Origin of the sequence: Dysgonomonas gadei ATCC BAA-286 (genome assembly GCF_000213555.1) — a bacterium.
Lineage (GTDB): Bacteria > Bacteroidota > Bacteroidia > Bacteroidales > Dysgonomonadaceae > Dysgonomonas > Dysgonomonas gadei.
This window is the reverse complement of the sequence record NZ_GL891983.1, coordinates 43,864-69,335: the sequence shown is the minus strand read 5'-3', so window position 1 is coordinate 69,335 and position 25,472 is coordinate 43,864. Positions and strand designations below refer to the sequence as shown.

General features: G+C 39.5%; 24 protein-coding genes. 11 read left to right on the top strand and 13 right to left on the bottom strand.

Annotated features, from left to right (window positions below):
* Positions 1 to 561: 561 nt before the first annotated feature.
* From HMPREF9455_RS10385 to HMPREF9455_RS10365, 5 genes are all read right to left on the bottom strand, one after another.
* Positions 562 to 3,237: an AsmA family protein gene (locus tag HMPREF9455_RS10385; RefSeq protein WP_006799641.1), complete on the bottom strand. Its 2,676-nt coding sequence runs from the start codon at positions 3,235 to 3,237 to the stop codon at positions 562 to 564.
* 163 nt (positions 3,238 to 3,400) lie between these two features.
* Complete coding sequence (locus tag HMPREF9455_RS10380; RefSeq protein ID WP_006799640.1) at positions 3,401 to 4,498, bottom strand: acyltransferase family protein; 1,098 nt, start codon at positions 4,496 to 4,498, stop codon at positions 3,401 to 3,403.
* A gap of 3 nt (positions 4,499 to 4,501) precedes the next feature.
* Positions 4,502 to 5,395 carry an RsmD family RNA methyltransferase gene (locus HMPREF9455_RS10375; RefSeq protein WP_006799639.1) on the bottom strand — a complete coding sequence of 298 codons (894 nt, stop codon included), beginning with the start codon at positions 5,393 to 5,395 and terminating at the stop codon, positions 4,502 to 4,504.
* Positions 5,396 to 5,522: 127 nt separating this feature from the next.
* Entirely contained in the window at positions 5,523 to 6,908 is a 1,386-nt protein-coding gene (locus HMPREF9455_RS10370) for a helicase HerA-like domain-containing protein (protein WP_006799638.1), read from the bottom strand.
* A gap of 68 nt (positions 6,909 to 6,976) precedes the next feature.
* Complete coding sequence (locus HMPREF9455_RS10365; RefSeq protein WP_044215981.1) at positions 6,977 to 8,728, bottom strand: LIC_10190 family membrane protein; 1,752 nt, start codon at positions 8,726 to 8,728, stop codon at positions 6,977 to 6,979.
* Between the two features lie 141 nt (positions 8,729 to 8,869).
* Here HMPREF9455_RS10365 and HMPREF9455_RS10360 point away from each other — a divergent pair, with 141 nt between their 5' ends.
* Positions 8,870 to 10,198, top strand: coding sequence for a glycosyltransferase family 39 protein (locus tag HMPREF9455_RS10360; RefSeq protein WP_006799636.1), 1,329 nt, complete (start codon positions 8,870 to 8,872; stop codon positions 10,196 to 10,198).
* A 36-nt stretch (positions 10,199 to 10,234) separates the two neighbouring features.
* Here the strand turns inward: HMPREF9455_RS10360 and HMPREF9455_RS10355 are convergent, their stop codons facing one another.
* Complete coding sequence (locus HMPREF9455_RS10355; RefSeq protein ID WP_006799635.1) at positions 10,235 to 11,017, bottom strand: prephenate dehydrogenase/arogenate dehydrogenase family protein; 783 nt, start codon at positions 11,015 to 11,017, stop codon at positions 10,235 to 10,237.
* A 75-nt stretch (positions 11,018 to 11,092) separates the two neighbouring features.
* On the bottom strand, positions 11,093 to 12,424 hold the full coding sequence (locus HMPREF9455_RS10350; RefSeq protein ID WP_044216037.1) for a PhoH family protein: 1,332 nt from the start codon (positions 12,422 to 12,424) through the stop codon (positions 11,093 to 11,095).
* Between the two features lie 247 nt (positions 12,425 to 12,671).
* Between HMPREF9455_RS10350 and HMPREF9455_RS10345 the strand changes: the two genes are divergently transcribed.
* The gene (locus HMPREF9455_RS10345) at positions 12,672 to 13,736 is read left to right on the top strand and encodes a DUF3868 domain-containing protein (protein WP_006799633.1); all 1,065 of its coding nucleotides are present in this window, start codon (positions 12,672 to 12,674) and stop codon (positions 13,734 to 13,736) included.
* A 451-nt stretch (positions 13,737 to 14,187) separates the two neighbouring features.
* Here the strand turns inward: HMPREF9455_RS10345 and HMPREF9455_RS10340 are convergent, their stop codons facing one another.
* The 5 genes from HMPREF9455_RS10340 to HMPREF9455_RS10320 all read right to left on the bottom strand — a co-directional run bounded on the left by HMPREF9455_RS10340 (position 14,188) and on the right by HMPREF9455_RS10320 (position 18,909).
* The gene (locus HMPREF9455_RS10340) at positions 14,188 to 15,723 is read right to left on the bottom strand and encodes a 4Fe-4S dicluster domain-containing protein (protein ID WP_006799631.1); all 1,536 of its coding nucleotides are present in this window, start codon (positions 15,721 to 15,723) and stop codon (positions 14,188 to 14,190) included.
* Between the two features lie 24 nt (positions 15,724 to 15,747).
* Positions 15,748 to 16,686 (bottom strand): DUF362 domain-containing protein, encoded by a 939-nt coding sequence (locus tag HMPREF9455_RS10335; protein ID WP_044216033.1) that lies wholly within the window; start codon positions 16,684 to 16,686, stop codon positions 15,748 to 15,750.
* A 41-nt stretch (positions 16,687 to 16,727) separates the two neighbouring features.
* On the bottom strand, positions 16,728 to 17,126 hold the full coding sequence (locus HMPREF9455_RS10330) for a phosphoribosyltransferase (RefSeq protein WP_006799629.1): 399 nt from the start codon (positions 17,124 to 17,126) through the stop codon (positions 16,728 to 16,730).
* 124 nt (positions 17,127 to 17,250) lie between these two features.
* Positions 17,251 to 17,763: a hypothetical protein gene (locus HMPREF9455_RS10325; protein ID WP_006799628.1), complete on the bottom strand. Its 513-nt coding sequence runs from the start codon at positions 17,761 to 17,763 to the stop codon at positions 17,251 to 17,253.
* A 300-nt stretch (positions 17,764 to 18,063) separates the two neighbouring features.
* Positions 18,064 to 18,909, bottom strand: coding sequence for a helix-turn-helix domain-containing protein (locus tag HMPREF9455_RS10320; RefSeq protein WP_006799627.1), 846 nt, complete (start codon positions 18,907 to 18,909; stop codon positions 18,064 to 18,066).
* A gap of 257 nt (positions 18,910 to 19,166) precedes the next feature.
* Between HMPREF9455_RS10320 and kdsA the strand changes: the two genes are divergently transcribed.
* Genes kdsA through HMPREF9455_RS10295 form a run of 5 tightly spaced genes read left to right on the top strand, consistent with a single transcriptional unit; the run spans position 19,167 to position 22,179 of the window.
* Positions 19,167 to 19,967 carry a 3-deoxy-8-phosphooctulonate synthase gene (kdsA, locus tag HMPREF9455_RS10315; protein ID WP_006799626.1) on the top strand — a complete coding sequence of 267 codons (801 nt, stop codon included), beginning with the start codon at positions 19,167 to 19,169 and terminating at the stop codon, positions 19,965 to 19,967.
* On the top strand, positions 19,964 to 20,677 hold the full coding sequence (locus tag HMPREF9455_RS10310) for a 2-phosphosulfolactate phosphatase (protein ID WP_006799625.1): 714 nt from the start codon (positions 19,964 to 19,966) through the stop codon (positions 20,675 to 20,677). Before kdsA ends, HMPREF9455_RS10310 begins: the two co-directional genes overlap by 4 nt.
* 9 nt (positions 20,678 to 20,686) lie before the next feature.
* On the top strand, positions 20,687 to 21,052 hold the full coding sequence (locus tag HMPREF9455_RS10305; RefSeq protein ID WP_006799624.1) for a YraN family protein: 366 nt from the start codon (positions 20,687 to 20,689) through the stop codon (positions 21,050 to 21,052).
* Between the two features lie 5 nt (positions 21,053 to 21,057).
* Positions 21,058 to 21,429: an MmcQ/YjbR family DNA-binding protein gene (locus HMPREF9455_RS10300; RefSeq protein WP_006799623.1), complete on the top strand. Its 372-nt coding sequence runs from the start codon at positions 21,058 to 21,060 to the stop codon at positions 21,427 to 21,429.
* A gap of 15 nt (positions 21,430 to 21,444) precedes the next feature.
* Positions 21,445 to 22,179 (top strand): biotin--[acetyl-CoA-carboxylase] ligase, encoded by a 735-nt coding sequence (locus tag HMPREF9455_RS10295; protein WP_006799622.1) that lies wholly within the window; start codon positions 21,445 to 21,447, stop codon positions 22,177 to 22,179.
* A 12-nt stretch (positions 22,180 to 22,191) separates the two neighbouring features.
* Here the strand turns inward: HMPREF9455_RS10295 and HMPREF9455_RS10290 are convergent, their stop codons facing one another.
* Complete coding sequence (locus HMPREF9455_RS10290) at positions 22,192 to 22,449, bottom strand: hypothetical protein (protein ID WP_006799621.1); 258 nt, start codon at positions 22,447 to 22,449, stop codon at positions 22,192 to 22,194.
* Positions 22,450 to 22,685: 236 nt separating this feature from the next.
* Here HMPREF9455_RS10290 and argR point away from each other — a divergent pair, with 236 nt between their 5' ends.
* Genes argR through HMPREF9455_RS10270 form a run of 4 tightly spaced genes read left to right on the top strand, consistent with a single transcriptional unit; the run spans position 22,686 to position 25,458 of the window.
* Positions 22,686 to 23,180, top strand: a complete 495-nt coding sequence (gene argR / locus HMPREF9455_RS10285; RefSeq protein WP_006799620.1) for an arginine repressor — start codon at positions 22,686 to 22,688, stop codon at positions 23,178 to 23,180.
* Between the two features lie 46 nt (positions 23,181 to 23,226).
* Entirely contained in the window at positions 23,227 to 23,823 is a 597-nt protein-coding gene (locus tag HMPREF9455_RS10280) for a GNAT family N-acetyltransferase (protein ID WP_221408049.1), read from the top strand.
* 10 nt (positions 23,824 to 23,833) lie between these two features.
* Positions 23,834 to 25,033, top strand: a complete 1,200-nt coding sequence (locus HMPREF9455_RS10275; RefSeq protein WP_006799618.1) for an argininosuccinate synthase — start codon at positions 23,834 to 23,836, stop codon at positions 25,031 to 25,033.
* Between the two features lie 50 nt (positions 25,034 to 25,083).
* Positions 25,084 to 25,458 carry a GxxExxY protein gene (locus HMPREF9455_RS10270; RefSeq protein WP_006799617.1) on the top strand — a complete coding sequence of 125 codons (375 nt, stop codon included), beginning with the start codon at positions 25,084 to 25,086 and terminating at the stop codon, positions 25,456 to 25,458.
* Positions 25,459 to 25,472 lie beyond the last annotated feature (14 nt).

Below are 25,472 nucleotides of genomic sequence, written 5' to 3'. Positions count from 1 at the left end.
GTATTTAGTTAAAACCTGACACTTCTGACAGTTTTTTCATTATTTATACCTTGTTATTTTTGCATCTGTTAATCATATATAGATGAAAAGTAACAGAGGTAACAGGGAAAGCAATTAAGAATGAATAATGAAAAATTAATAATTAGCTTGTCATGCTGAATAGAGTGAAGCATCTCGTCAGTGAACAGTCATCAGTTAAAAACTCGTCTACTCGTATCTTATATAACTTTCAACTTATTACTCAATACTTACTACTTTGAAAAGGTAACAAAGGTAACACTCTTTCTGTCTTCTCAACTATAACCTTTTCTCTTCTTCCTTAACAATAATCATTTCAAAGACCGCTTACTATTAACCTATATTTGCAGTTTATAGTTAAAAGGTAACAAACGTAACAAACGTAACAAGAAACCAATTAATAATTATGAATGAACAATTAATAATTATTTTCTTATACCTCCTGAAAAAATAGTATAGATAAACATTTGGGTATTTCATAACAAAAAGAGGCGCTTTAGCAATTACTAAAGCACCTCTCCGGGCAAGATATATATTCTGTTTTTATTCTGTAGCCGCAGCCGTTTCGCCTTCAATCTTCTTGATTTGCTCTTCGGCTTTGTTCCTTAGGTTTTGAGCCTGTTTCTCGGCCTCATCCACCAGTTTTTTACCTGCGGCTTTAGCTGCAACTTTTGCAAGGGCGTTGCTGCCGGCTTTAGCTACCAGATTATCTGATTGCTTTTGAGCTTCTTCAACGAGCTTCTTAGCCGTATTGTCTGCTTCAGCCCTGATTTTTTCTATCTGTTTGGCTTTTTCATCCGACAAAGAAGTTGCAGTACCGTCACTATTCTTTCCGCCAAGCAGACCGCTGACAATTGACGATGCGGCATCGGTTACCAGAGCTTTGGTGTCCACTCCGATTTTAGGACTGGAGAAGGTACCGCCGATAGTGATAGGCACATTGTTGATATAATTATTAGCCAATGATTTGGGCAGGGTTACAGTTCCTTTGTAATTGATACTCTGGTCGAGTCCGGTAGAACCTTCCAGTTTCATCATACCTCCGTTGCCGATATTTATATTAAATGGCTTGGTAATAATCTGTCCGTTATCGATATTGAAGGGAAGGTTCAGATCTTTCGGTGATATAGATTTCAGCGCGTCGGTTTTCAGCGCAGATGAAAGGGCTGTAAGTGCAGCTACATTCTCTACCTTTACATCGCTTGTCTGCAATGCGCCGCTACCGGTAAGGCCAGCAAGGGTTTGCATGATGGATTGTCCCAGTGATGTATTAAATTTCAGATTCATGGAATATGTACCAATCAGGCTTTCAAAGATAGGAGCGAATTTCTGTATTGATTCTACTGATTTGAATGTTTCTGCAAATGATACTTTCGACAATGCGATGTCAAAGTCGACCTTTGGTGTTTTAGGGTCGGACGTATTGTATGACCCGCTTACTTTTGCGGAACCACCTAAAGCATTAGCACCTACATTATTCAAAGTCAATATGCCGTTTCTTATAGTCATATTCCCTGCCATATTTGTAATGTTCATTTTACCATATACAATCTGGTTAAGGACAGCGCTCAGCGTGAAATCTATATTCTTAGGGATAATGATGTCTTCCGAGGTTGCCGATGTGGTATCAGATGCGGCTGTGCCGGACGTTTCACTGCTGATGAAATCGTTAGCGTTCAGGTAATTCGATTTTATATTCAACTGGCCTTTCAGTGTCTGATCTTTCAGCGCATATGCGATAAAGTTTTCCAGACGGCCGTTTGCCGAGATATCGTTCTTGCCGATTTTTACTTCCAGCGAAGGAAGGTTTACATAACGTGGGGTAAACTCGAGGGATGCATTGTTTATCAATACTTCAGGCATATCGGTAGCTTTATATGCCATATTGTTCAGTTCCAGTTTTCCGGTTGCCGATACATTTTCGTATTGTTCTTTTTCTATAGCCGACATTCTTGTTGCCAGATTGATGTTGGCTGTGATTATACCGTTCAGTTCCGTGCCTTTTTCCAGAGGATATACTTCCTTTATCATACCCAGATTGATTGTACCGTTGGCATGCGCTTTCAGGTTAGGGTCACTCATAGGAGTGGTAATATTCAGGTTTCCGCTGAACGGATTTCCTCCCAGATTGAAGCTGAATTTGCTGATGTCAATGATCATATTATCCAACGAACCGCCTTTACTGTTTATATCCACAGCAACATTGATCTCGTTCACCGATTTAGGTAATGACGGATATTGGAACATAGCATTGTTTACACCTATCTTCACATCGAAAGCAGGGTAATTTTCTCCTTGCCAAAGCCCTTTGATATAGGCATCGAGGGTTGCTGTGCCCGATGTTTTCACATCTTTGAAGTCGGCTGTGTACATGGCCGGAACAAGGGAGAGTATATCTTTGAATTGCGTGTCGGGAGCATTCAGTTTCAGGTCGAAGTCCATATCCTCATAGTTCTTGCCTTGCATCGTAAACCATCCGTCGATAGAGGCTTTCAACTCATTTATCCTGATTTCACTCTTGTCGAATGTGAATTTCATATTGTCGAAATTCGCGTTAATGGTTGCATCCGCATTTCCTTTTACTTTATTCAGGTAAGGGATACCATCCATGTAAAAGGAAATTTCACTGATCTCGGACGTCGTTTTTATCGTTGTTTCACTGGCAGAAAAATCACCGGAGATTTCACCGCTCCATTTATTGAGCACGAGTTTCATCTTTGTAGAATCGTTCTGATAAACGATGTTACAGTCATTCACTGTAATTTTTTTCAGATTCAGGTTAAACGGAGTGCTGTTTTCTGCTTCGGTGCCGGTCGCAGTAGAATCCGTTTTCATTATATCATAATTGGTACGCCCGTCGGCCAGCACTTTCGCATATACGGAAGCCCTGTCCAGATTGATTCTGGAAATATTGTAGTTATTTCCAAAGAGGCTCATCAAATCAATTGTTACACTACCCGATTTAGCCTGTATTAGCGTGTCTTTCTCGAAATCACCGATACCTGTAATACTTGCATCTTCGAGAGATAATGTGGCATTGGGGAAATTTGAGAATAAATTGAGACCGAAGTCTTTAATGTCTACTTTGGCATTCAGTTGCTCGTTGGCAACATTCAGTACTGCGGTTTTAATTTTGTCCTTAAACAAAAGTGGTATTGATATCATTGCTATTATAATGACTACCAATACTATTCCAATAATGGTTAATACTTTCTTCATAATTTATTGATTTTTCGTAATTTGTTCTGTTTGTATATCTATATATAACGGAAAGTTTGTGTGTTTGTTTTATTTTTCCATAAAATCAAGCCGAAGTTACTACTTTTTTTGACATGATATGAAAAATCGCAAAGGTCGCCGATACTTTTTCTTTTTTCCATTATTATTTCACCTTCTTTATCAATCTGTTAAGATGGGGAGAGATCATGTTGTTATAAAATATACTGATAACAAATGATATAACTATTGTTGTCAACAAATGGATAAGTGTCAGTAATAATATTTCGGGTTGTTCCTTTCCGTACATATACCTGAGGCTGTAAGCACGTAAAGGGCCATTGATAAGGAACATAAACATACTGATGCCTCCAACAAATAAGAGCGGCTTTTGTATAATTTTCCAAGAACAATTATATATAGGATGGCAAAAATAAATTATCAGAATAGTTGCCGATACAAAACTCAACGGAAAAAAGTATTCGGAAAACCATGACAGTATAAATATGCAGAGAGCAGGCAATACCGTTTTATAATCGATATACCAGTCTTTATACATGGCAAAACCAATAGCAAGAATAAATTCCGGTAAATGCCCAATGAAATTGGCAAAGAGGGGTATATTTAATTTATTGCAAACAGGTAGCAACGCATATATCAGAATACAACTGATAGCAAACATAATATACAATCCCCTTTTTTTATACTTATCTATTATGAAGTAGAGTAGGGGAAAGATCAGATATAATTGAATAATAAAGCTGAAATACCACCATGGGCCTATGTAAGGATACGAAAAAATGATATCGAAAGAGAAGTTATTATATAATAGCAGAGACGATATTACAAATTCGGGAAAACGGTCTGTGGTTGCCGGATTGAAACGAAACATCAACATGAAGTAGCAGACGAGGCCTATTATAATCAGACCGTATATCTTTATCAACTTCGGTAAAATGTATGATTTGTATGATGCGGGTTTTTTCTTCAGAAATTGTTTTGTCAATCCGTAGGCACTGGCAAAGATGAATACTTCAATACCCAGGAATCCCCAGAAAGAAAAACTACCTCCTATAATTAACCACGCATCGTAATGAATAACGGCATCTATAAACCTGAATATACGACCGGGATCGAAAGAGAACTCATTTTCACCTATTTTGTTTGTCCAGTGCAGAAAGTTGTGCAGAACTATAATTATCATACCAAGCCCTTTAAGTATGGTAATCTGGTTCTTTGAAAGATCATAGATCGATATTTTCATCACTTACTTCTTGAAACGGGCATACACACTAAGCGGAAGATTCTTACCCGATTTTTCCGGAACAATAAGTTCACCGAACTGGCAATTTTTTACATCCGGAAAATAATCCTTTATCAGATTTTCAGCAATGACAGCCGAGAATCCCATCGAGTAGAGATTGAGTATAAGGAACGAATCTTTCTCAGCCAATAGTTCACGGCATAGCTCCATCAGTTCGGCAATATTCTCTTCCAATATCCATTTTTCACCGTCAGGTCCCCGGCCATAAGCGGGAGGGTCGAGGATTATACCATTGTATTTCTTTTCGCGTTTTACCTCTCTGCGACAAAATTTAAGGGCATCTTCCACTATCCAGCGGATATTGTCCAGTCCCGAAGCTTCCATATTCTCACGTGACCAAGTAATTACCTGCCGCACCGAATCCACATGTGTAACATCTGCTCCGGCACTCTTAGCTGCAATAGAGGCTCCGCCTGTGTATGCGAAGAGATTGAGGATTTTAGGCTCCTCTGTTTTTATTTCTTTGATTGTATCGTAGATGAAATTCCAGTTTTCGGCCTGTTCGGGAAATATGCCGACATGCTTGAAAGAGGTCAGTCCCAAACGAAACTTAAGGTTCATTTCCTTATACTTATAATTGATGAACCACTGGTCTGGCATTCCTTTTTTTTGAGTCCATACACCCTTGTCGTTACCATCCTGAGAAGTTTTTCCTTTTTCCCTTTTGAATATGGCATCCGGTATATTTTCCCATTCTTTTTCCGGTAATGATTTGCGCCATACGGCTTGCGGCTCGGGGCGGCGTATAATGTATTTGCCGAATCTCTCCAACTTTTCATATTCTCCCGAGTCGATCAGTTCGTAATCGATCCAGTGCTGAGGTTGTAATAATTGCATCAATCTGTTTTTTATCTTTTCTTTGAACCTTTGAAGAAGGCGTTAATAACCTGCTTTGCCAATGGAACTACAACCGTAGTTGCTATTGCTCCCCAGAATTTCTTTTTTTGCACTGCTTCCTGACGTTCTATTTTTGCTTGTTCTTTCTGTATTTTTTCCTGTTCTTTTTGAGCTTTGGCATCGGCTTTTTCTTGTGCTGCCTGTTCCTTTCGCTCAATGTGCCTTGCAGGCGTTCGGTAAGGATTTCGTAGGCCGATTGCCTGTCCTGTACCTGTGCATAATGCCTGTAAAGCAATGAACCGGCTATCATTTTCTTTCTTACATCTGCATCTAATGGGCCTATCTGTCCTTCCGGAGGCAATATATAGGCTCTTTCCACCTGATTTGGCCGTCCCTTTTCATCGAGGAAAGAGACTAATGCTTCTCCTGTTCCCAGTTCGGAGATTGCGGTTTCCGTATCGAATTTCGGATTGGCACGAAATGTTTGTGCTGCTACTTTTACGGCTTTCTGGTCTTTCGGCGTATATGCCCTGAGTGCATGCTGTACACGGTTACCCAATTGTCCCAAAACAGAATCGGGTATATCGGCAGGCGTTTGGGATATGAAATATATACCTATTCCTTTCGAACGGATAAGCCGTACGACCTGCTCTATCTTTTCCAATAATGCTTTTGGCGCATCTGTGAATAATAAATGTGCTTCATCGAAGAAAAAGACCATTTTCGGTTTATCAGGGTCTCCTACTTCCGGCATTACTTCAAACAGTTTTGTCATCAGCCACATCAGGAAGGTTGTATACACCCTCGGAGAATTCATCAGCTTGTCCGACGCAAGGATATTGATTACTCCTTTTTCTCCCTCCGTTTGTATCAGATCGTCAATATTCAGGTTAGGCTCTCCGAAAAACTGGTCTGCCCCGTCATGTTCGAGTGTTATTAATCCACGCTGTATGGCTCCGATGCTGGCCGTTGATATATTTCCGTATGCAGTTGTATATTTATTGGAGTTGTTCCCTACATATTCGAGTAACTTTTGCAAATCTTTAAGGTCAATTATCGCCAGAGATTCGTCTTTTGCTATCTTAAATATAATGGTCAGAACGGCAGATTGAGTGTCGTTCAGCGAAAGCAGGCGGCTGAGCAGCAATGGTCCCATATCGGCTACTGTAGCTCTGATAGGAGTTCCCTGTTCACCGAATACATCCCAGAATTGTACGGGAAATGCCTGAAATTTAAATCCTTTGCCAGCCAGATGGTACGACTCTACGCGCTGTACTACGCTATCCTTGTTGCCTCCAGTGGCGGCTACACCCGACAGGTCACCTTTTACATCGGCAGCAAAAACAGGTACGCCCATTTTACTGAATGTCTCCGCCAATGTTTGCAGGGTAACGGTTTTCCCTGTTCCGGTGGCTCCGGTAATAAGCCCGTGACGGTTTGCCATCTTAGGAACCAGACAAACCTCTGCATCTTGTGATATGGCGATAAAAGCCCTTTTTTCGTTGTCGAACATCGGAGTATTGATTTAGATTTATAAAAACTCAGAGAATAAAAAGTTCGTGAAATTGAGGGTAAAATTAATCATTTATTTATAAATTCCCTTTTCCTTCTGAACCCATTTTTTATTGAATTTCCTCTTGCTTCTATCCACCTGATATCCGGGATTGTCCAGAAATCCGGCGTACCTTCCTTATTGGCTATACAAGGAATGTTGTCGCCATACCAGCCACTGGGGTAGGTGCTGATGCCGATGGAGACCGAATTATTCAACTTATGTTGTTTTATCGAAAAGTCTTCATCCGCAGCTTCGTTTTCTTTTAACGCGGCCATTTTATCTTTGGCAGAGTAGGGATGCAACAATATTCTTGTTATGCGTTTGCTCTTTTCAGTCACATCCAGCTGATCCTTCAGACATTCGTCGTAATAGGACGCTGAACGAAAAGAAAAGACAGTCATCCACAAGATCAGTAAGGATATAGAAGCAATGCTTAAGCGAGGAAAGAAATATGTCTTTTTTCCCGATAGACATGCTGCCCCTGTAAATATGGCCGCGAATACATAGCCGCTGCCAAAACGGAAATCGTGCGCAAAAAAGAACCAGTAACACAAGCAGAGTGTCAGGGTTGCCAGTACATATTTGTATATTGTATTCCTGCTTTTAAAGGTTGTGTATAAGGAGACGACGACAGATGATGCGGTAAGCAAATAGATAAATGAAAGTATTATATAATATTTGTTGTGTACTGCTATCCCGTTTCGGAAAGCCTCTGCCATGTATTCGTTTGCATAATAGCCGATAAGGAAACGTTGTTTGACCGCAGTCTCCACAGGTACCTGCCAGTCGAAAGCGAAAAGGTTAATTTCGTGAAGAGGGTATATGAGGTAACCCGATATAATTACAGTCCGTGCCATCCACAAAACAAAATATAAGAATAGAAGGGAGGTGATAAAGATTAACGGCTTGTATTCTTTTTGACGGATAACAGCAATAGCAAGGAAAATACTGAGCAGGGCAACCGGTGCGGCCGACAGTTTGAATCCGGCCAGAGCAACAGGAACGAAGATATATAGTAAATAGTTTTGCCTGAAAGATTCAGGATATAAAATGATTTTGACAACCAGATAAAACGTAACCAGTCCGGGGATTATATCGGTCGATGTATCGCTTATGCCCCTATGTTCATAATAGAAATAAACGACTGATACGATAAAAAGGATTACCCGTTTCAATTCAAATTTTGACCTGAAAACCTCTAAGAGTATCCACGAGAATATGAGAATGGCGATTAATGACTGGACAGTATAAACCGGATAACCGAGAAAAAGCCTGAGTGTGAAAATGGCATCCAGCAAAAACAGGTTGGAATTGAATCCGAAACGGTCTTCAAGGTTTGCTATGCCCGGCGTTACGGGATATTCTTCATTCCAGCGGATATTCGCATAATGGTACGACATAGCGTCGAAACCGTTTGGTGCCCACACAGCAATTAAGATAAAGGATAAAAAGAGAAATGCGAGTAAAACTTTTTGATAGAAGGCCAGATTACTAATTTCTTTCAATTTCTGTAATAACAGACTTATTCTTTCTCTTTTCCAAATCCAGTATCCTATGCATAATGCAATACAGGCGAACAAGATATAATGATTGGAAGGGATAAAGAAAGAGGTGACAGAGAGAGGAATGATTGTAAAAAACAGGCCGAATAGAATTGTATCGGGAACCGAATATACTTCTTTTCTCTTGCAAATCAGATTATATATGGAAATAAAAAAATCTCCGGCAGTGAATAATACAAAGAAAATTATGAACCACGATATAAGTACTATTGCCATGTTTATAAAAATTGTGTCTGTAAAGATATAAAGTATTAAAGTTTTAATGGGAATGTTTTCACAAAATATTAATATCTTGGCGAACATAATCAGGCCCTGTTAGTTATAATCATACCGGTCTGTTATTTAAAGTCAGATAATTTGGAATCAACAACTAAAATATGGCTGTGGTGTATCAATCACCCCGTAAAAACGATTGTTATTGTTGCGGTATTTGTCCGTTTATTGATAGCTATCCTTTACGGGCATATTACATTATATCCTGACAGCGAAGATTACAAGGTATTGGCAGAACGCATTCTTAGTTTAAATCTTGCCGGATACGAAGGTGAGAGGCCGCCCGGCTATCCGCTGTTGCTTTGCTTTTCCGGTTTGTCTGATCTGGTAACGGTTATATTCCAGTTGGTAATGGGTGTCTGTACACTTGTGGCAGGCTATAAGACCTTATTGCTGATGGATGTGGAGAAAAGGATTGCATTGGTAATGACCCTTTTCGGAACAACTTACCTACCTTCGGTTTTCTTTGAATTCGCTATACTTACCGAGACGTTTATATTGCTGGTTGTCACGCTTATATTTTATGTGTTTTTTAGTATTATAAAGGATAAGGAAAGCAGTTCGAAAAACTATTTATGGCTGTCTCTGCTCTGTGGCTACCTTGTGCTGATAAAGATGTTTTATGTCTATCTGGCTATCCTCTTGTTCATAATACTGGTACTGCACAATCATAGTTCTCTGAAGATTATAACCCGTAAATATGCTTTGACGTTACTGATACCTCTATTTGTCTTTTTAGGATGGTCTTATGTAAATAAACTGAACACAGGTCTTTTCGTTTCTTCTACTTTCTATGGTTTCAATATTGCGCAGAATTGTGTATGGTTTGCAGATAATACGACTGAAGAATACAGGGAAATCGGAAATGTATATGTGAGATACAGATACGAAAACCCTAAAGATAAAGAAATCGCTATGACTATCTGGGAGGCCTATCCCGAGCTGAAAGCCCGCACAGGTTTATCATTCCCCGATTTGTCAAAAAAAATGTACGATTACAGTATTGCTACTATTAAAAAGAATCCGGGGCTTTATCTTGAACAGGTACTTGTCTCGTGGCGCGATTTTTGGAAAACCTCGCTTTATTGGGAGGTTTATAGTTTCTCTGTACCCGAGTCGCATATTGTAGTTATGTATGTGTGCTATACGGGGCGTATTGTCCTGCAACTGGTGAAAATTCTTTTTGTATTACTTATCCCTTACAATATTGTAGTTGCTATACGCAGAAGGAAGTTGACGCCCGAAGCAATTATATCCTTGATTATATTATTTGCTTCGCTCCTTCAGGCTTTTGCTACATACGGGACAAATTCACGGTTCAGCTATCCGTTCGAAATACTGATGGTTACATCGGTATTACTGAATGCATTGCAATATTACCGGTATAGATTGAAACGAAAAACTGCACCCTGATTTCTCAAGATGCAGCTCATATTGTTTTCTCATTAATTATTCCTTTTCTGCTATATTCTTTCTTGCCTTGGTCAGGAAGTCGAGCATGGCCGTACTATCCTTCCTTTCTATTATTTCCAGAAGGTTCTTCAACTCCTTACGGATACCTTCGACCTGAGCAGGTGTATATGGGTTGAATAAGATTTCCGTAAGTAAATAATCGTCTTCCGAGAGCAAACCTTTAGCAATATCCATATGTCGTTTGAATGTTGTACCCGGTGCTTCCTGATGTTTCATTACCGATGTGAAAACAAGGGTGGATGCAAAAGGTATAGACAAAGAGTAAGCGATTGTTTCGTCATGTTCTTCAAACGTATATTCAAATACTCTTAAATTCAGACTTTTATATAGATCAAGGAAAAATTTCTTTCCCGCTTCGCTCGATTCCGAGATCACGATTGCACTTTGTGTACTCAGGTTGCGCAGGTCGGCAAATGTGGGGCCGAACATAGGATGAGATGAAGCAAAAGGCTGCTCTACAGTTGCATAAAACTCTTTCAATCCTGTTTTTACGGATGCTATGTCCGAGATGATGCAATCTTTGCTGATGTATGGCAGTACCGTTTTGAATGCATCTATCGTATATTTGACTGTAGCAGCATTGATAACAAGTTCTGGATCGAAATCCGCAATTTCTTTTGGATCACTCATCCTCACCGTATTGTATATAAACCTCAGCTTTTGCGGATCAATATCAAATACAGCAAGCTCGTGGTCGAAGCTAAGCACATCGCCGAAGAAAGAACCCATCTTTCCGGCTCCAAGTATCAAAATTCTCATTTCCTGTATTATTATTTAAAATTGGTGCAAAGATACAAGATTCGGTACAATCTGTATCAAATCGCTGCTTTTTAATTATAATAATGTACTTGCCACTTCGGATAACTTACTTCTTTCACCCTTCACCAGATTTACATGAGCAAACAGATCCTGTCCGTTCATCTTGTCTATCATATAGGCAAGCCCGTTCGACTGGGCGTCGAGGTATGGGGAATCTATCTGCTGCAAGTCTCCTGTGAATATCATTTTAGTACCTTCTCCTGCACGGGTGATAATCGTTTTTATCTCATGGGGGGTTAGGTTTTGCGCTTCATCTATAATGCATATCATTTCCGACAGGCTTCGTCCGCGGATATAAGCAAGGGCTTCTATTTCCAGTTTCTTGCTCTTCTGCATCTCTTCAATGTTGCGGTATTCTGCGCCTCCATATGCGATGTGATTTTTTATTACCGAAAGATTATCGAACAAAGGTTGCATATATGGTGCGATCTTTTGCTTTTCGTCGCCGGGCAGGAATCCCAATTCTTTATTGCCAAGGGCTACAATGGGGCGGGCTAGCAATATCTGGTCGAAACTTTCACTTTGCTTCAAGGCCGAAGCCAGAGCCAGTAAGGTTTTTCCTGTACCCGCTTTCCCTGTCAGCGCCACGAGCTTTATTTCCGGATCCATCAATACTTCCAGCGCAAATGTTTGTTCGGCATTGCGTGGCTGTATGCCGTACGCTATTTGTTTCTCAATCTTCTTTATCTTATTACTAAAAGGATTGTAGCGTGCTAAGACACTCTTTTTCCCGTTTTTCATCACAAAGCATTCGTTTGCGATAACAGGACTTTCCAGATCAAATTCATCGAGGTCGATACCATCCGGACTGGCGTACAGATTATCAATGACGGAAGAGTCCATGTCTTTGAACGTTTTGTGTTGTTTCTCAAACATAAATACATCCACGACTTTGTCGTTGATATAATCTTCTGCCAGCAGACCGATGGCGCGTGCCTTCATCCGCAGATTAATGTCTTTGGTAACCAGTATTGTTTTTGTTTTCGGATCGCGCTCTGTTATCTCTACTACGGCGGACAGTATGCGATGATCGGGGATTCTTTCAGGAAATATTTCATATACCTGGCTTTGTGCTTTGATACCTGTTTCCACAAAAAGATTCCCCATCCCGCTTCCTAAGGGAGTACCTTCTGAGAATAGATTGTCGTCGGTGATAGCGTCCAGTTGACGGAGGAATTCGCGGGCATTGTAATTTATCTGGTCATTTCCTTTTTTGAATTTGTCCAACTCTTCCAGCACTACGATAGGAAGATATATATCGTTTTCTTCAAAATTGTCTAAACATCTGAAATCATGTAGTATTACATTTGTATCTAATACAAAGTTCTTCTTTTTCTTTCTTGCCATATTCTTTACAATTACTTTATCTGTGATATATAACAATAAATATAGCTGATTTGATTTATACAAAGTGAATTTTTGAAATATTTTTATTACCTTTCGGACATAAAACCAGGTCGGAATACAAGACAACTGAATATTAGCATGCATACAAGAATATCTTTTGTATATTCTGTTTTTTATATTACCCGATTTTAAGGGTGGAGACTTTATAGAAGGTGTAGACAAATACCTATAACACTAATATATAAATATGAAGAAGATTTTTATCATTTTTCTGATGGTAGCATTCATTTGTTATCACCAGGGAGTCTATGCACAACAAAATAATAATGCCAAATACAAAAACATTGAATTTGAATATGACAAGGAAAATGTATATGTAAGCATTTATTTTAATTTGCAAGATTACTATGTTGAATTAGGCGATTCCCTTACGTTGACACCTCTGATAAGGGCAAATTCTAATGCTCTGGCACTCCCGAATGTAGTACTGATAGGACAAGGACAGCAAGGCTTTTATTTGCTTAACAGGAGTCTGGCAGACGTTGGGTCATACAGGTTTCCTAAAACTCCCGGTCAAAAAAACGAATTATATCAGACTAAAGTCTCTTACGAACCTTGGATGAATAGTTCGAGATTAGATATGAAGATTGATTTGAACCAGATTGGAGGATTTCCATTATACAGTTATGCAGAAGCTTTGAAGAATGGTATTAACGCAAAGGTATCTAAGGTGCAGACGCCTTTACCTACCGTAAGACAGGAATTCATAGGCAGTGCACCGTCATCCACAAATGAGATCTTTTCCAATCCGGCAGATCCTTCACGCGAAAGCGCTACTTTCGATTTGCGCCTTTCGGGCAAAAAATCATTTGTTGTAGCTAATCAGGAGGAAGTAGATAAGGTAAAAGCTTTGATCGATTGGGCTATGACCAACGAGAATGTTACTCTTATAGGTGTTTATATTACTGCTTACACGTCTGTGGATGGAATTTATATGGATAATGATGAACTCACTAAGGAGCAGTCTCTGGCATTCAAGAGAACCTTGCAAGCCGGAAATAGCTATCCTGATCAGTTATTTTTTACAGAGTTTAAAGGAGAGGATTGGCCGGGATTGACAGAGCTTGTCAAGCAATCAAATATGCCGTATCAGCAAGAAGTGCTGAATATCATAAATAATACAGGCATCTTTACAGGTCGTGAGTTGAAACTTATGCAGTTAGCTCAAGGTAATCCATACAGATATATGCGGGATAATTTGTTCCCTCAACAGTGGCGGATAGAATGCCGGGTTGTATATAGAAACAAATAACAAAAAAGAGACTTTCATATGAGAGTCTCTTTTTTTATTACCGGATATACCTTTATTCTTATGCCTGTTCGATCAACTTTTTTCGAAAAAAGACCTTTTCTTAAAATATGCATTTGAGTTATTCGTCTACAATAATAGGGAGATAACCCACCCTGTTATAATTAAACCATATAAACATTATAGTGATGAATCTCAACAAAAGCATAAAAAACCTTTTTATTCATATCATAGTTCGCCTGTTGGAAGAGTTCGATTTGGAGTGGACTTTAAACTCTACAACTTATAAATCTTATATAGGACACGGACATTCTGAAGAAAAGTTAGAAATGGACTCTTACGAATTTCACGGTTGTTATTAACCTTTAAACATACTGTGAAAAAATAAAACCGGCCAACTTGGCCGGTTCTCCCTCGTATTATGAATTTTCAGGGATAATGATGAACGGGGAAATTAGAATCCGAAATCATCAACCTCAACTTCTTCTTTTTCTTCAATCTCAAACGCTTTCCGGGTCTGATGAACTACATTACCTTCTACAAAAATTGCACGGTTAGGTCGTACGGGACAGATAAATTCACATCCGCCACACCCTACACAAATGTCAGGGGTGATATGTGGTATAGTAAGTCCTTCGTGACCCTCGTAGGGAACCATCGTTACAGCTTGCGTAGGACAATGCTCGGCACAAGCCCCGCAATTGGTTTCCTCTACATGCACCACACAAATATCTTCAACAAAATGTACCCGGCCTATTTGTGTCATATGTTTTTCTTCCATCGTCAGAGGCAGCAGTGCCTGGTTGGGACACACATCGGCGCATACTGTGCAGTTATAGTTACAGAATCCCTTTTCGTAAGTCATTACAGGTTGCATAATGCCTCCGATGCCATATTCCATGAAAGCTGGTTTTATAACCCTTGACGGGCAACGGCTTATGCAAAGGTGGCACGATGTGCAATGATGCAGTAAATGCTCAGCACTTTTTGCTCCCGGCGGGCATATCGGATTTTGACGTGTAGGGACTTTTTCGCCTGTTACAATTTCTACTATCTTTTCCTGTGCAAATACCGCAGGTACAGATACGGCTGTTGTTATTGCCGTAGCCAGAAATTGCCTTTTTCCTGAGTCAGTCGTATTTTCTATATTGATATTAGTGGCTTTCTTCCTGTAAGGTGTAAACTTCAATGCATTACGTGAACAGCTGTCGAGGCAATTGAAGCAATCTACACAGCGGCTGTGGTCTACTGTATGGTTTTTGCTGTCGATGCACGAAGCCTTACACTTCATAGCGCACGAACCGCAGCTGTTACACAGACTGTCGTCTATCCGGATTTTGAATAGCGAAAACTTGCTGATGAAACCCAGCACAGTTCCTACAGGACACACCGTATTACAAAATGTTCGTCCGTATTTCCAAGCAAAGAAGCCTATGCCAAGGAATGTGATAATAGCAATGAGGAAAGAAAACATACTGAGTATCACTACTTCCATTTTATAGAATGTATAATTGCCGAAACTGGTAAAAATAGATTCCAAAACGTTATTTCCGGCCATATAAACCGGTTTGAACAGGTTGGCAATAATGCGTCCGTATGCACTATAGGGGTCTACTAATCCTAATAAAACAGGGTAACCTGCAAAGAAAGTCATCAGGACAACTGCGATTACCGACCATCTGAGTATATTCTTGGCCTTGCTGTATTTGTATCTCTTTTTCTTTTTGGCAGTTTTTTTAGAAATCCATGCCACAATGTCCTGATAGATACCCATCGGACAAACAGAGGAACAGTATACGCGTCCGAATAGCAGAGTCAATACAATAAGTACTGTTAATATAATAAAGCTGCTACCCAATATTGCAGGAATGAACTGTATATGCGCCAGTGCATGAAACTGGTCAGGCATCAGTGCTGCAAAATCAAGAAAATAGAATGTTATCAGGGCGAATAAAATAAGAGATACACCCACCCGAAGTTTTTTTAGCATAGTTGATAGTTGATCTTTGTGAAATTAAATTTTTATTCTCTTGATGTTCAGATTATCTATGTCCATTGTACCAAGCTTATGGGCTTGACCTCCTGCTATATGGCCTACATGGTCGAGAGGCATTGTCCGTACCTGACCGAAGAATTTGGCTGCAGCCGTATCTACCGCCACTATATCCTGAGAAATAAAAAGACCTTTCGGATTTGCCACATCGGCAGTCGAACGGCCTTGCGGACCGTTTGTTTTCACGATCCTGTACGCGTCTACAATATTGAGAACCGGTTTTTTCGAATATGTACATACATCGGCTATACATTGTTGCAAATCAGTACTGTGAAAAATACGCCTGTCCCAGACGATACCCATATAATTTTTCATGGAAATTGTAAGGTTGGCACCCCCATGATGTTTCAGTACAGGAAGGTTTATCCAGGCATCACAATCTATGACAGCTTGATGTATTTTTGCACTTTTCAGTTTTTTCCCCAGAGGGAGGGCAACCTCACGATAGTATGATTCTTCGTGTGCAGGAAGTACTTTAGCTCCGGCTGCTTTGGCTGCGGCTTCAATACCACTGTTTTTGTAACATTTGATCCAATCATCGCAGGTGTGGTCGAATACAACAACTTCTTTAGCCCCTGCAGACAAGCATTGGCGGATGACTTCAGCTACCAGCTTCGGGTTGGTATTGCCCGATTGTTCAGGGGTCTTATCCCATCCGATATTCGGTTTTACTACTACTTTCCACCCTTTTTTTATGAATTTACCCATGCCGCCCATTTCAGTCATGGCGCGCCTGAACATAACCTCGGGCTCACCGCCCATGACGGCAACCATATCCACTGCGGCTGCAGATTCGGAACTAATAAATTTTTCAGACAGTATATCTATGTTGCCACTTGCCTTAATTGTTGCCGCAGCTCCTGTAAGTGCAATTGCCCTTAAAAAATTACGTCTATCCATAACCAACTTTTTTTCTTTATTTATTTTACCTTTTACCTTTATTATAATAACCATGGAAATTTAAAGCAGGTCTCATCGTAGAGGCTGTAATTTGCTTTTCCATTTACTGCAAACGTTTTTATAACTTTAGCGTCTTTCAGCAATTCGCAGGCTTTCGTAAGAGATGCGCCTGTTTTAACCCTGTCTTCTACAAGCAGGATCGTTTTACCTTTAAATTCAAAATCGATGGGAGCCATTAGCTGCGGACTATCGTAGATTGGCCTTTGGTTGCTATCTCTGAGATTGATTTTCAAAAGCTGTATTTCAATGCCTAAACGCTGATTTAGAATCGCCGCAGGAATTATACCTCCGTTAGCGATGGCTACAATCATATCGAACTGTTCGGAAAAAGATATTGAGCGGAATCGCTCCAATACTTCTTCGAATGTTTTGTCATACATGATAACTATGATTTCAAAATTTGGCTTACGCCGATTTTCAATTCAGGTTTCAAGATTAGGGTATAGATATATTGAGAATAAACCTATTTTGAAATTTTGAAACCTGAAATCTTTAAGTTATTTTTTAGAGTTTAGCTATAGCTTTTAATACAGCAAACCCTCCGAATATCTGGATCAGCATACCCGGTATACCAATGCGGAAGTCCTGAACTGCTACAAACAGATCTTTAACTATAGCCCATTCTACAGGTATTCCTACTATCTGATAAGCCAGTACTACACCAACCAGAACAGGAAGAGATACTTTTTCGAAACGGTGTGCGGCATAAGCTGCTGCACCGGCTAATAAAGTTGATTTGATAAGGATTATAGGCAATACATCTGCCGGAGGCATACCAAATAAGATATTGTTAGCCAAAGGAGATAGTATGGCTGTCAGTAGCCCTACGCGAAAGCCATATTTATATGCGGCAATCAGTGTGAAGAAATAGATAGGCAGCCATGTAAGCCCTCCACCGGGAACTAAATGGCAGATTTGAGGAAGAACTATATTGCCGGCAATAAACAGTAAGGCAAACATATATGTTTTAACCTCTTTGTAGTTGAGAGAATAAAGTTTTACTGTTGTTGTTTCCATAATCAAAGTGAATTAAGTGCGGTGTTTATTATTATTTATTGAAAATGCTTTTGTTAAAACGGAAGAAATATATTCTTCTCATCCTTTCTGTTTTTCAGGTTGCTGTTGATAAAAAATGTAATTCTGGTATTTGTTTTTTACTCTGTACCCATAATCTTCAAAACCAATACAATACTATATATTATCTTTGAACTAAGCAAAAAACGTGTTGTTTTTTTTATATCCTTAAGATAGTGCTATGGCAATCAGGCACAAATATAAGGAGAAAGAGAATGGCTTACTTTGCTTATAGGTTCAAATTTACTTTTCTTGAAAGTCCATTTTATTAGAGGGTGGATATCCGAATTCTTTTTTGAATGCAGTAGAGAAGTGCGACAGATTCTTAAATCCTACTTCCTGATATACTTCAGACGGCTTTTGGTTTTTGTTTACAATCTGATTATATGCGTCATGCAATCTTTTTTTTACAAGCCATCTGCCCGGAGGTTCATTAAAGATAGATGCAAAATCACGCTTGAAAGAAGTGAGGCTTCGGCCGGTATAATGAGCAAACTCCTGAAGCGACAGATCATATTTGTAATTTTTGTTCATGAACTCGGCGAGATCCGTTTTCCATGGTTCTGCGAAATCGAATAAGACACTGGCTAGCGAAGGATCCACCTCTAAAAGGACGAGGGCAGCTTCTTTCAATTTGGTTGTCATCAACTCATTGGACGGATATTTCTGCGAATCAAAGTATTGTTCCAACGACATAAACAGGCCGGTTAGGAATGGATGCCTGGTAAGCATTGTATAACTTCTGTCTTTACTTCCCGCATAAAAATTGGTAGATATTGGAAATTTGGCCTCAGCCATCAAGCTCTTTAGGAGAGGTGTTCTAAGCTGTAAAAAAAGTCCTTTGAATGGCTCTCCGCTTTTGGTCGGCCGTTTTGTCTTTTTTGCGAGATGATTGCGTTTCATAAATACGGAATCCCCTTTCCTGAAGATGGTACGTTTTTCTTTTGTCTGCAAAACCATTTCACCGGAGCAGATGTATACCAGCATGTGGTCAGTAATCATTTCTTCGCAGAGTTTGTCCTTTTCTACGTGGCAACAGAAGAAGGTATCCATGTAATTGTAAATAATCGTATCCGATTGAGTGTTCATGAGGCTAGATTTTTTTGTAAATTAAGAGAATTTATTTTTAATGGACAAATTATAAAAAGGGTTTGTTTTTTTACTCCGAAGGGCGGGTCTGGTTTGCTATTAATTTTTTGTTAGAATCAAAGCATATTTATCTGTTTCTGATTGTAATCAGTTTGTAATTAATTAATTAGTCTAAAAATGGTAAAGGCGTTTCTGTAAAAGGTATAATATTTGTACCTTTGATAAAGTTTTTAATACATTCTAATCAAACGAATAAAATGAATATTACAAATCTGAAAAATGATAATTTCTTCCTGCTAGCCGGACCATGTGTTATTGAGGGGGAAGAAATGGCATTACGCATTGCCGAAAAAATAATAGGAATCACATCAAAACTTGATATACCCTATGTTTTTAAGGGATCGTATAAAAAAGCGAATCGCTCGCGAGTCGATTCTTTTACGGGTATTGGTGACGAGAAGGCTTTGAAAATATTGCGTAAGGTAAACGAAACTTTTGGCGTGCCTACAGTTACGGATATCCATGAGACGCATGAAGCCGCAATGGCTGCCGAGTATGTTGATGTATTGCAGATTCCTGCATTTCTTTGCCGCCAAACCGACCTGCTTATCGCTGCAGCTAAGACAGGGAAAATAGTGAATATCAAAAAAGGCCAGTTTCTTGCACCGGGAGGGATGAAATTTGCTGCACAGAAAGTTGTGGATTCGGGAAACAATAATGTAATTATAACAGATAGAGGAACATCTTTCGGATACTCAGATTTGGTAGTTGATTTTCGCGGAATACCCGAAATGAAAGAATTTGGCTTTCCTGTCGTTCTGGATGCTACCCATAGCCTTCAAAAACCAAATCAGGCCTCGGGAGTTACAGGAGGGCAGCCACAATTGATAGAAACAATGTGTAAAGCCGGTATTGCAACTGGTGTCGACGGATTGTTCTTAGAAACACATTTCGATCCGGCTAATGCCCTGTCTGATGGCGCAAATATGTTGCCACTCGACCAGTTGGAAGGCTTATTGATAAAACTTACACGGATTAAATCAGCATTAAAAGAATGAAAGTAGAAGTGTGTTTTTCCCCGGCTCTTTATCCATATTATGCTAGTGGCAATAACCATATTACAGTTGTAGTAGATATTTTCAGGGCAACCACTACGATGTGTGCAGCCTTGAAGAACGGAGCGAGGTCTATAATATCTGTAGCTTCGATTGAAGAAGCGCAGGACTATAAGGCAAAGGGATATCTTGTCGGTGCAGAGCGTAATGTGAAGCGTTGCGATTTCGCAGATTTTGGGAACTCTCCATTTGATTATACAGCCGATAGAGTTAGCGGTAAGGATATTGTTTTTACTACCACAAACGGAACACAGGCTATCGATATGGCGAAAGATTCGGATATACTGACTGTTGGCGCTTTTTCCAATATTAGCGCTTTGGCTGACTTTTGCACAGATAAACAGAAGGATGTAATAGTGCTTTGTGCCGGATGGAATAACCGTTTCAATATGGAGGATTCTCTTTTTGGCGGCGCTTTGGCTCGCAAACTGATTGATAGAGGATATATTTCTGCCTCGGATGCAACTCAGGTAGCTTTGTCGATGTGGAAGGAGGCGGTACCCGATGTTCGCAGTTATATTGACCGTACAGAGCATATTAAGCGGTTGGAAGCTCATAATCTGCAAGATTCGGTCGAATACTGTTTAACAGAAGATACTGTGAATTTGATTCCCGTTTACAATAAAGAAACCAAGAAAATAACAATTGGCTGATTTTGTTTTATGGCTGAGCATAACGATCTGGGGAAAAAGGGTGAGGATGCAGCGGAGCATTATCTCAGGCAGAGGAGTTATGAAATAATAGAGCGTAACTGGTTATACGAAAAATATGAAATAGATATAATTGCCCGGAATGAGGAGTATGTTGTTTTTGTAGAAGTTAAGACCCGTAGTTCGAACCAATGGGGGAATCCGGAGGAGGCAGTATCGAAGGGAAAGATAAAACGGATTGTTGAAGCTGCCGATTTTTACCTTAGGGAGTACGATATAGATTTGCCTGCCCGTTTCGATGTGGTTGCGGCTATCTGGAACGGAGAGAAGTTTGAGATAGAACATATAGACGATGCATTTCTGGCACCTGTAAATTAGAGAAAATGAATATAGAAGAAGTTCGTGAAGCATGTATATCGATAAAAGGAGCAACGGAAAGCTTCCCCTTCGGAGACGATACGCTGGTCTATAAAGTAATGGACAAAATGTTTGCCTATATGGGCCTGGAATCAAGAGACGGCGAATTCTGGCTGAATGTGAAATGTGATCCGGAGAAAGCGATTGAACTGAGGGAGCATTACAACGGTATCCGGCCGGGCTATCATTCAAATAAAAAGTATTGGAATACTATTGTTATTGAGAGTGATGTATCTGATGCTTTGATCAAAGAACTTATCCAGCACTCGGTGGATGAGGTGATCAGAAAATTGCCAAAAGTAAAGCAAGCCGAATATAATAATTTGTCTAATATCTAAATAATCGAACATACTATGCCTCTGATTATTCACCTTGTTGACGAAATTGATTCTACAAACAATTATATGAAAAGCCTGTTGCTGAAACAGAAAGTAAAGGAAGGAACCATTGTCTCGGCCGATTTTCAGACAGGAGGCAGAGGGCAGCGTGGCAACGGCTGGATGTCAGAGAACGGAAAGAACCTGTTGTTCAGTATCGTATTGTATCCCGATGCGGTAAAAGCGAATGAGCAGTTCCTTATATCGCAGGTTGTATCGTTGGCTGTAGCCGATTTTCTCCGGAAATATACAGATGGTATTACAATAAAATGGCCAAATGATATTTACTGGCGAGAGAGGAAAATATGCGGAATTCTGATTGAGAACGCCATAGAAGGTGATCAAATAAAAGAGTCTGTATGCGGGATAGGTATCAATCTTAATCAGGAGAGCTTCGATAGCAGTCTGCCTAATCCTGTATCACTAAAACAAATAACAGGAGAATATTATAAACAAAGTATTATGCTCGGAGAAGTAAGAGAGCTCCTTTTTTCTTATTACGAGCAGTTGAGGAGGGGAGAGATACAGATTATCGCAGAGAATTATAGAGATTCTCTGTTCAGAAAAACAGGTTATCATTTATTTAATGACAACACAAATGATTTTATAGCCAGGATAAAGAATGTAGCTCCTGATGGAACGCTTATTTTAGAAACGGAAAGCGGGGATGAGAGGCGCTTTGCGTTTAAAGAAGTAAGATATGTTCTGTGAACGTGATCTGTTTTAAATCAGAATGTTATATATCGTGTAAGAATGCGTTTCAACCCCCTCATTTGTACGCTCATAGTGTTTGTCTATATCTATTTTTATACATTTCCGAATATTCAGAAGAAGAAAAATCTCATCGTTAGTCAAATCCTCCTTTTCATATACTACAATGCGCGCAAAAGAGTCATCAACTGTGACTTTTGTCGCTTTTTTCTCCGGAGTATCTGACCGCAAGACAGATATTATCGGTTGCTTTTTCTCTGGTTCCTCCATTCAAATTCAAAATATATAGGTTTATTTCCAGACATGATGTGTCTTGAAGTGCCAATACATAAATATAGAAAAAGCCGAGAGCTGAGTCAAAACTTACTTTGGCCTATGCCGGGCGCATCCTATATCCTGCAAATATAGAAAAATAAATTAAAAAAAGGAATGTTTAACATTTTGCAGATCTGTTATTTATATAATAATATTTTTTATACATTAAATATTTTAGAATATGCATAAATATGTGTAAATTTGCGCTATTAATTGCATATTTATACGTGATGACTAAAAAGTACAGACATAAAATAATAAGAGAAGTGTTGCAGACGAACGATATAAATAGTCAGGATATGCTTCTTAAACTGTTGGTGGATAAAGGGTTTGAGCTTACTCAGGCTACTTTGTCCCGCGATATAAAAGAACTGAAAATAGTGAAGGTACCCACGGCAAAAGGTAATTATGTATATCAGTTTTCGGAGTCGATGCAGAATCTGGAAGAGGAAATGCCGTTGTCTTCTTTCGGATTTGTTAATATTGAATTTTCGGGACAACTGGCTGTGATAAAGACCCGTCCGGGTTATGCTATGGCTATAGCGGGAGAAATAGACCGCAGGGCTACACGTTATATATTAGGTACAGTAGCAGGTGACGATACTATACTTCTGATACCGAGAGAGAATATAAGCAGGGAGGAGGTAATAGCTTCACTTTCTGAATTTATACCGAATATTGAATGATAAGACAACAATGAACAACATAGAAGAACTTGTGGTAGAAAAGCCAATGGAGCAACAACAACTTACTATACAGATAGCCAACGAAAGCCATATCGGATACGTGCAAACGATATTGGATACAATTGAGGCTGCGGCTAAGGTGCGGGGCACGGGAATTGCAAAACGTACACCGGAATATGTGGAACTTAAAATAAAGGAAGGTAAAGCTATCATTGCCCTGATGGGTGATGAGTTTGCCGGATTTTGCTATATAGAATCATGGGGAAATAAGCAGTTTGTTGCCAATTCTGGGCTAATTGTGGTCGAAAAATTCAGACAGCACGGGCTGGCAAAAAAAATCAAACAGCATGCCTTTTCCTTGGCGAGGGCTATGTTTCCGACAGCGAAAGTATTTGGCCTGACATCAGGCGCAGCGGTAATGAAAATAAATACAGAACTGGGGTATGTGCCCGTGACTTTTGCGCAACTGACAGATGATGAGTCTTTCTGGCGAGGTTGTCAGGGATGTGTCAATTATGATATCCTTACCCGTACCGACAGGAAATACTGTATCTGTACTGCGATGCTCTTCGATCCCGAAAAGCAGAAAGACAAGAAGGAGATAAAAGAGATAATAAAAGACCTCAAAAAGCAATTGAAATAACATAACATATATGAAAAAGAAAGTCGTTTTAGCATTCAGTGGAGGATTAGATACATCGTTCTGTGCAAAATATCTGTCCGCTGATATGGGATATGATGTATATACAGCCATAGCCAACACAGGAGGTTTTACCCCCGAAGAATTGAAAGTTATAGAGGAAAAAGCGTATAAATTAGGTGCTGTAAAGCATGTAAGCCTCGATATAACACAGGAATATTACGAAAAGAGCATCAAATATATGATTTTCGGAAATGTATTGCGTAATGGTACATACCCGATTTCGGTGAGTTCGGAGCGTATATTTCAGGCGATAGCCATTATCAACTATGCAAAGGAAATAGGTGCTGACGCTGTTGCTCATGGCAGCACAGGAGCAGGAAACGATCAGGTTCGCTTCGACCTGACATTTGATGTGCTTGCTCCCGGTATTGAGATTATTACACCTACCCGCGATATGATCCTTACCCGTGAGTATGAAATCGATTATCTGAAAGAACACGGATATGAAGCTGATTTTACGAAGATGGTGTATTCCATTAATAAAGGGCTTTGGGGTACAAGCATAGGTGGCAAAGAAACGCTGAAGTCAGAACAGACTTTGCCGGAAGAAGCCTATCCGTCCCAATTGAAGAAACAAGGACAGGAAGTTCTTACGATTGATTTCGAAGAAGGCGAAATAGCAGCAGTAAACGGTGAAAAATATGCTGATAAGGTAAAAGCTATCCAGAAGATAGAAGAGATTACATCGGCTTATGCTATCGGCCGCGATATGCATATAGGTGATACTATTATCGGCATAAAGGGGCGTGTGGGCTTTGAAGCCGCGGCTCCGCTGGTAATTATCAATGCGCACAAAATGCTGGAAAAGCATACGCTGACCAAATGGCAACAGTATTGGAAAGAGCAGGTAGGTAACTGGTACGGGATGTTTCTTCACGAAGCGCAATATCTGGAACCGGTTATGCGTGATATAGAGGCTTTCCTATCGAGTTCGCAGCAAAATGTAACAGGGCGTGTGAGCATTAAACTTATGCCATATCATTATGTGCTGATTGGTGTGGAAAGTGATTTCGACCTGATGAAAGCCGATTTCGGAGAGTACGGTGAAGTGAATAAGGCATGGACATCGGATGATGCAAAAGGCTTTACGAAAATTTATGCTATGACAAATAAGATATATCATAGCGTACAAGAGAAAAACAAAAAGTAAAATATCTTTATTACCACGGAGTAAAAGGAGTAACGCGGAGTTTTTATTAAATGATTAAAAAAGAAAGCTTAACAGGTAAGATATTAGGTTGTGCATATACTGTACATTCAGAATTAGGACCTGGACTATTTGAAAAAGTATATGAAGAATGCCTTTTTTATGAATTAAGCGAATCTGGATTATATGTTGAAAAACAAGTTGAACTTCCGGTAGAATATAAGGGAATAACATTGGATGCCGGCTATAAATTAGACCTTCTAGTTGAAGATGAAATAATCCTGGAATTGAAGTCTGTAAAAGAATTAACTGATTTTCATACAGCACAATTACTGACTTATATGAAACTTTCCGATTGTGAAATTGGCTTTCTAATGAATTTTAATGTAAAGTCTCTAAAAGACGGAATAAAAAGATATATACTGTAAAAACTCCGTGTTAC

Coding starts and splice junctions, on each gene's coding strand:
- HMPREF9455_RS10310 (WP_006799625.1), top strand. CDS start 19,964: ATGAAAGTAGAAGTGTGTTTTTCCCCGGCTCTTTATCCATATTATGCT.
- HMPREF9455_RS10380 (WP_006799640.1), bottom strand. CDS start 4,498: ATGAAAATATCGATCTATGATCTTTCAAAGAACCAGATTACCATACTT.
- HMPREF9455_RS10290 (WP_006799621.1), bottom strand. CDS start 22,449: ATGGAGGAACCAGAGAAAAAGCAACCGATAATATCTGTCTTGCGGTCA.
- HMPREF9455_RS10295 (WP_006799622.1), top strand. CDS start 21,445: ATGCCTCTGATTATTCACCTTGTTGACGAAATTGATTCTACAAACAAT.
- HMPREF9455_RS10365 (WP_044215981.1), bottom strand. CDS start 8,728: ATGGCAATAGTACTTATATCGTGGTTCATAATTTTCTTTGTATTATTC.
- HMPREF9455_RS10280 (WP_221408049.1), top strand. CDS start 23,227: ATGGAGCAACAACAACTTACTATACAGATAGCCAACGAAAGCCATATC.
- HMPREF9455_RS10330 (WP_006799629.1), bottom strand. CDS start 17,126: ATGTATGACAAAACATTCGAAGAAGTATTGGAGCGATTCCGCTCAATA.
- HMPREF9455_RS10370 (WP_006799638.1), bottom strand. CDS start 6,908: ATGTTCGACAACGAAAAAAGGGCTTTTATCGCCATATCACAAGATGCA.
- HMPREF9455_RS10350 (WP_044216037.1), bottom strand. CDS start 12,424: ATGGCAAGAAAGAAAAAGAAGAACTTTGTATTAGATACAAATGTAATA.
- HMPREF9455_RS10305 (WP_006799624.1), top strand. CDS start 20,687: ATGGCTGAGCATAACGATCTGGGGAAAAAGGGTGAGGATGCAGCGGAG.
- HMPREF9455_RS10270 (WP_006799617.1), top strand. CDS start 25,084: ATGATTAAAAAAGAAAGCTTAACAGGTAAGATATTAGGTTGTGCATAT.
- HMPREF9455_RS10325 (WP_006799628.1), bottom strand. CDS start 17,763: ATGGAAACAACAACAGTAAAACTTTATTCTCTCAACTACAAAGAGGTT.
- HMPREF9455_RS10275 (WP_006799618.1), top strand. CDS start 23,834: ATGAAAAAGAAAGTCGTTTTAGCATTCAGTGGAGGATTAGATACATCG.
- HMPREF9455_RS10335 (WP_044216033.1), bottom strand. CDS start 16,686: ATGGATAGACGTAATTTTTTAAGGGCAATTGCACTTACAGGAGCTGCG.
- kdsA (WP_006799626.1), top strand. CDS start 19,167: ATGAATATTACAAATCTGAAAAATGATAATTTCTTCCTGCTAGCCGGA.
- HMPREF9455_RS10345 (WP_006799633.1), top strand. CDS start 12,672: ATGAAGAAGATTTTTATCATTTTTCTGATGGTAGCATTCATTTGTTAT.
- HMPREF9455_RS10355 (WP_006799635.1), bottom strand. CDS start 11,017: ATGAGAATTTTGATACTTGGAGCCGGAAAGATGGGTTCTTTCTTCGGC.
- HMPREF9455_RS10375 (WP_006799639.1), bottom strand. CDS start 5,395: ATGCAATTATTACAACCTCAGCACTGGATCGATTACGAACTGATCGAC.
- argR (WP_006799620.1), top strand. CDS start 22,686: ATGTGTAAATTTGCGCTATTAATTGCATATTTATACGTGATGACTAAA.
- HMPREF9455_RS10340 (WP_006799631.1), bottom strand. CDS start 15,723: ATGCTAAAAAAACTTCGGGTGGGTGTATCTCTTATTTTATTCGCCCTG.
- HMPREF9455_RS10385 (WP_006799641.1), bottom strand. CDS start 3,237: ATGAAGAAAGTATTAACCATTATTGGAATAGTATTGGTAGTCATTATA.
- HMPREF9455_RS10320 (WP_006799627.1), bottom strand. CDS start 18,909: ATGAACACTCAATCGGATACGATTATTTACAATTACATGGATACCTTC.
- HMPREF9455_RS10300 (WP_006799623.1), top strand. CDS start 21,058: ATGAATATAGAAGAAGTTCGTGAAGCATGTATATCGATAAAAGGAGCA.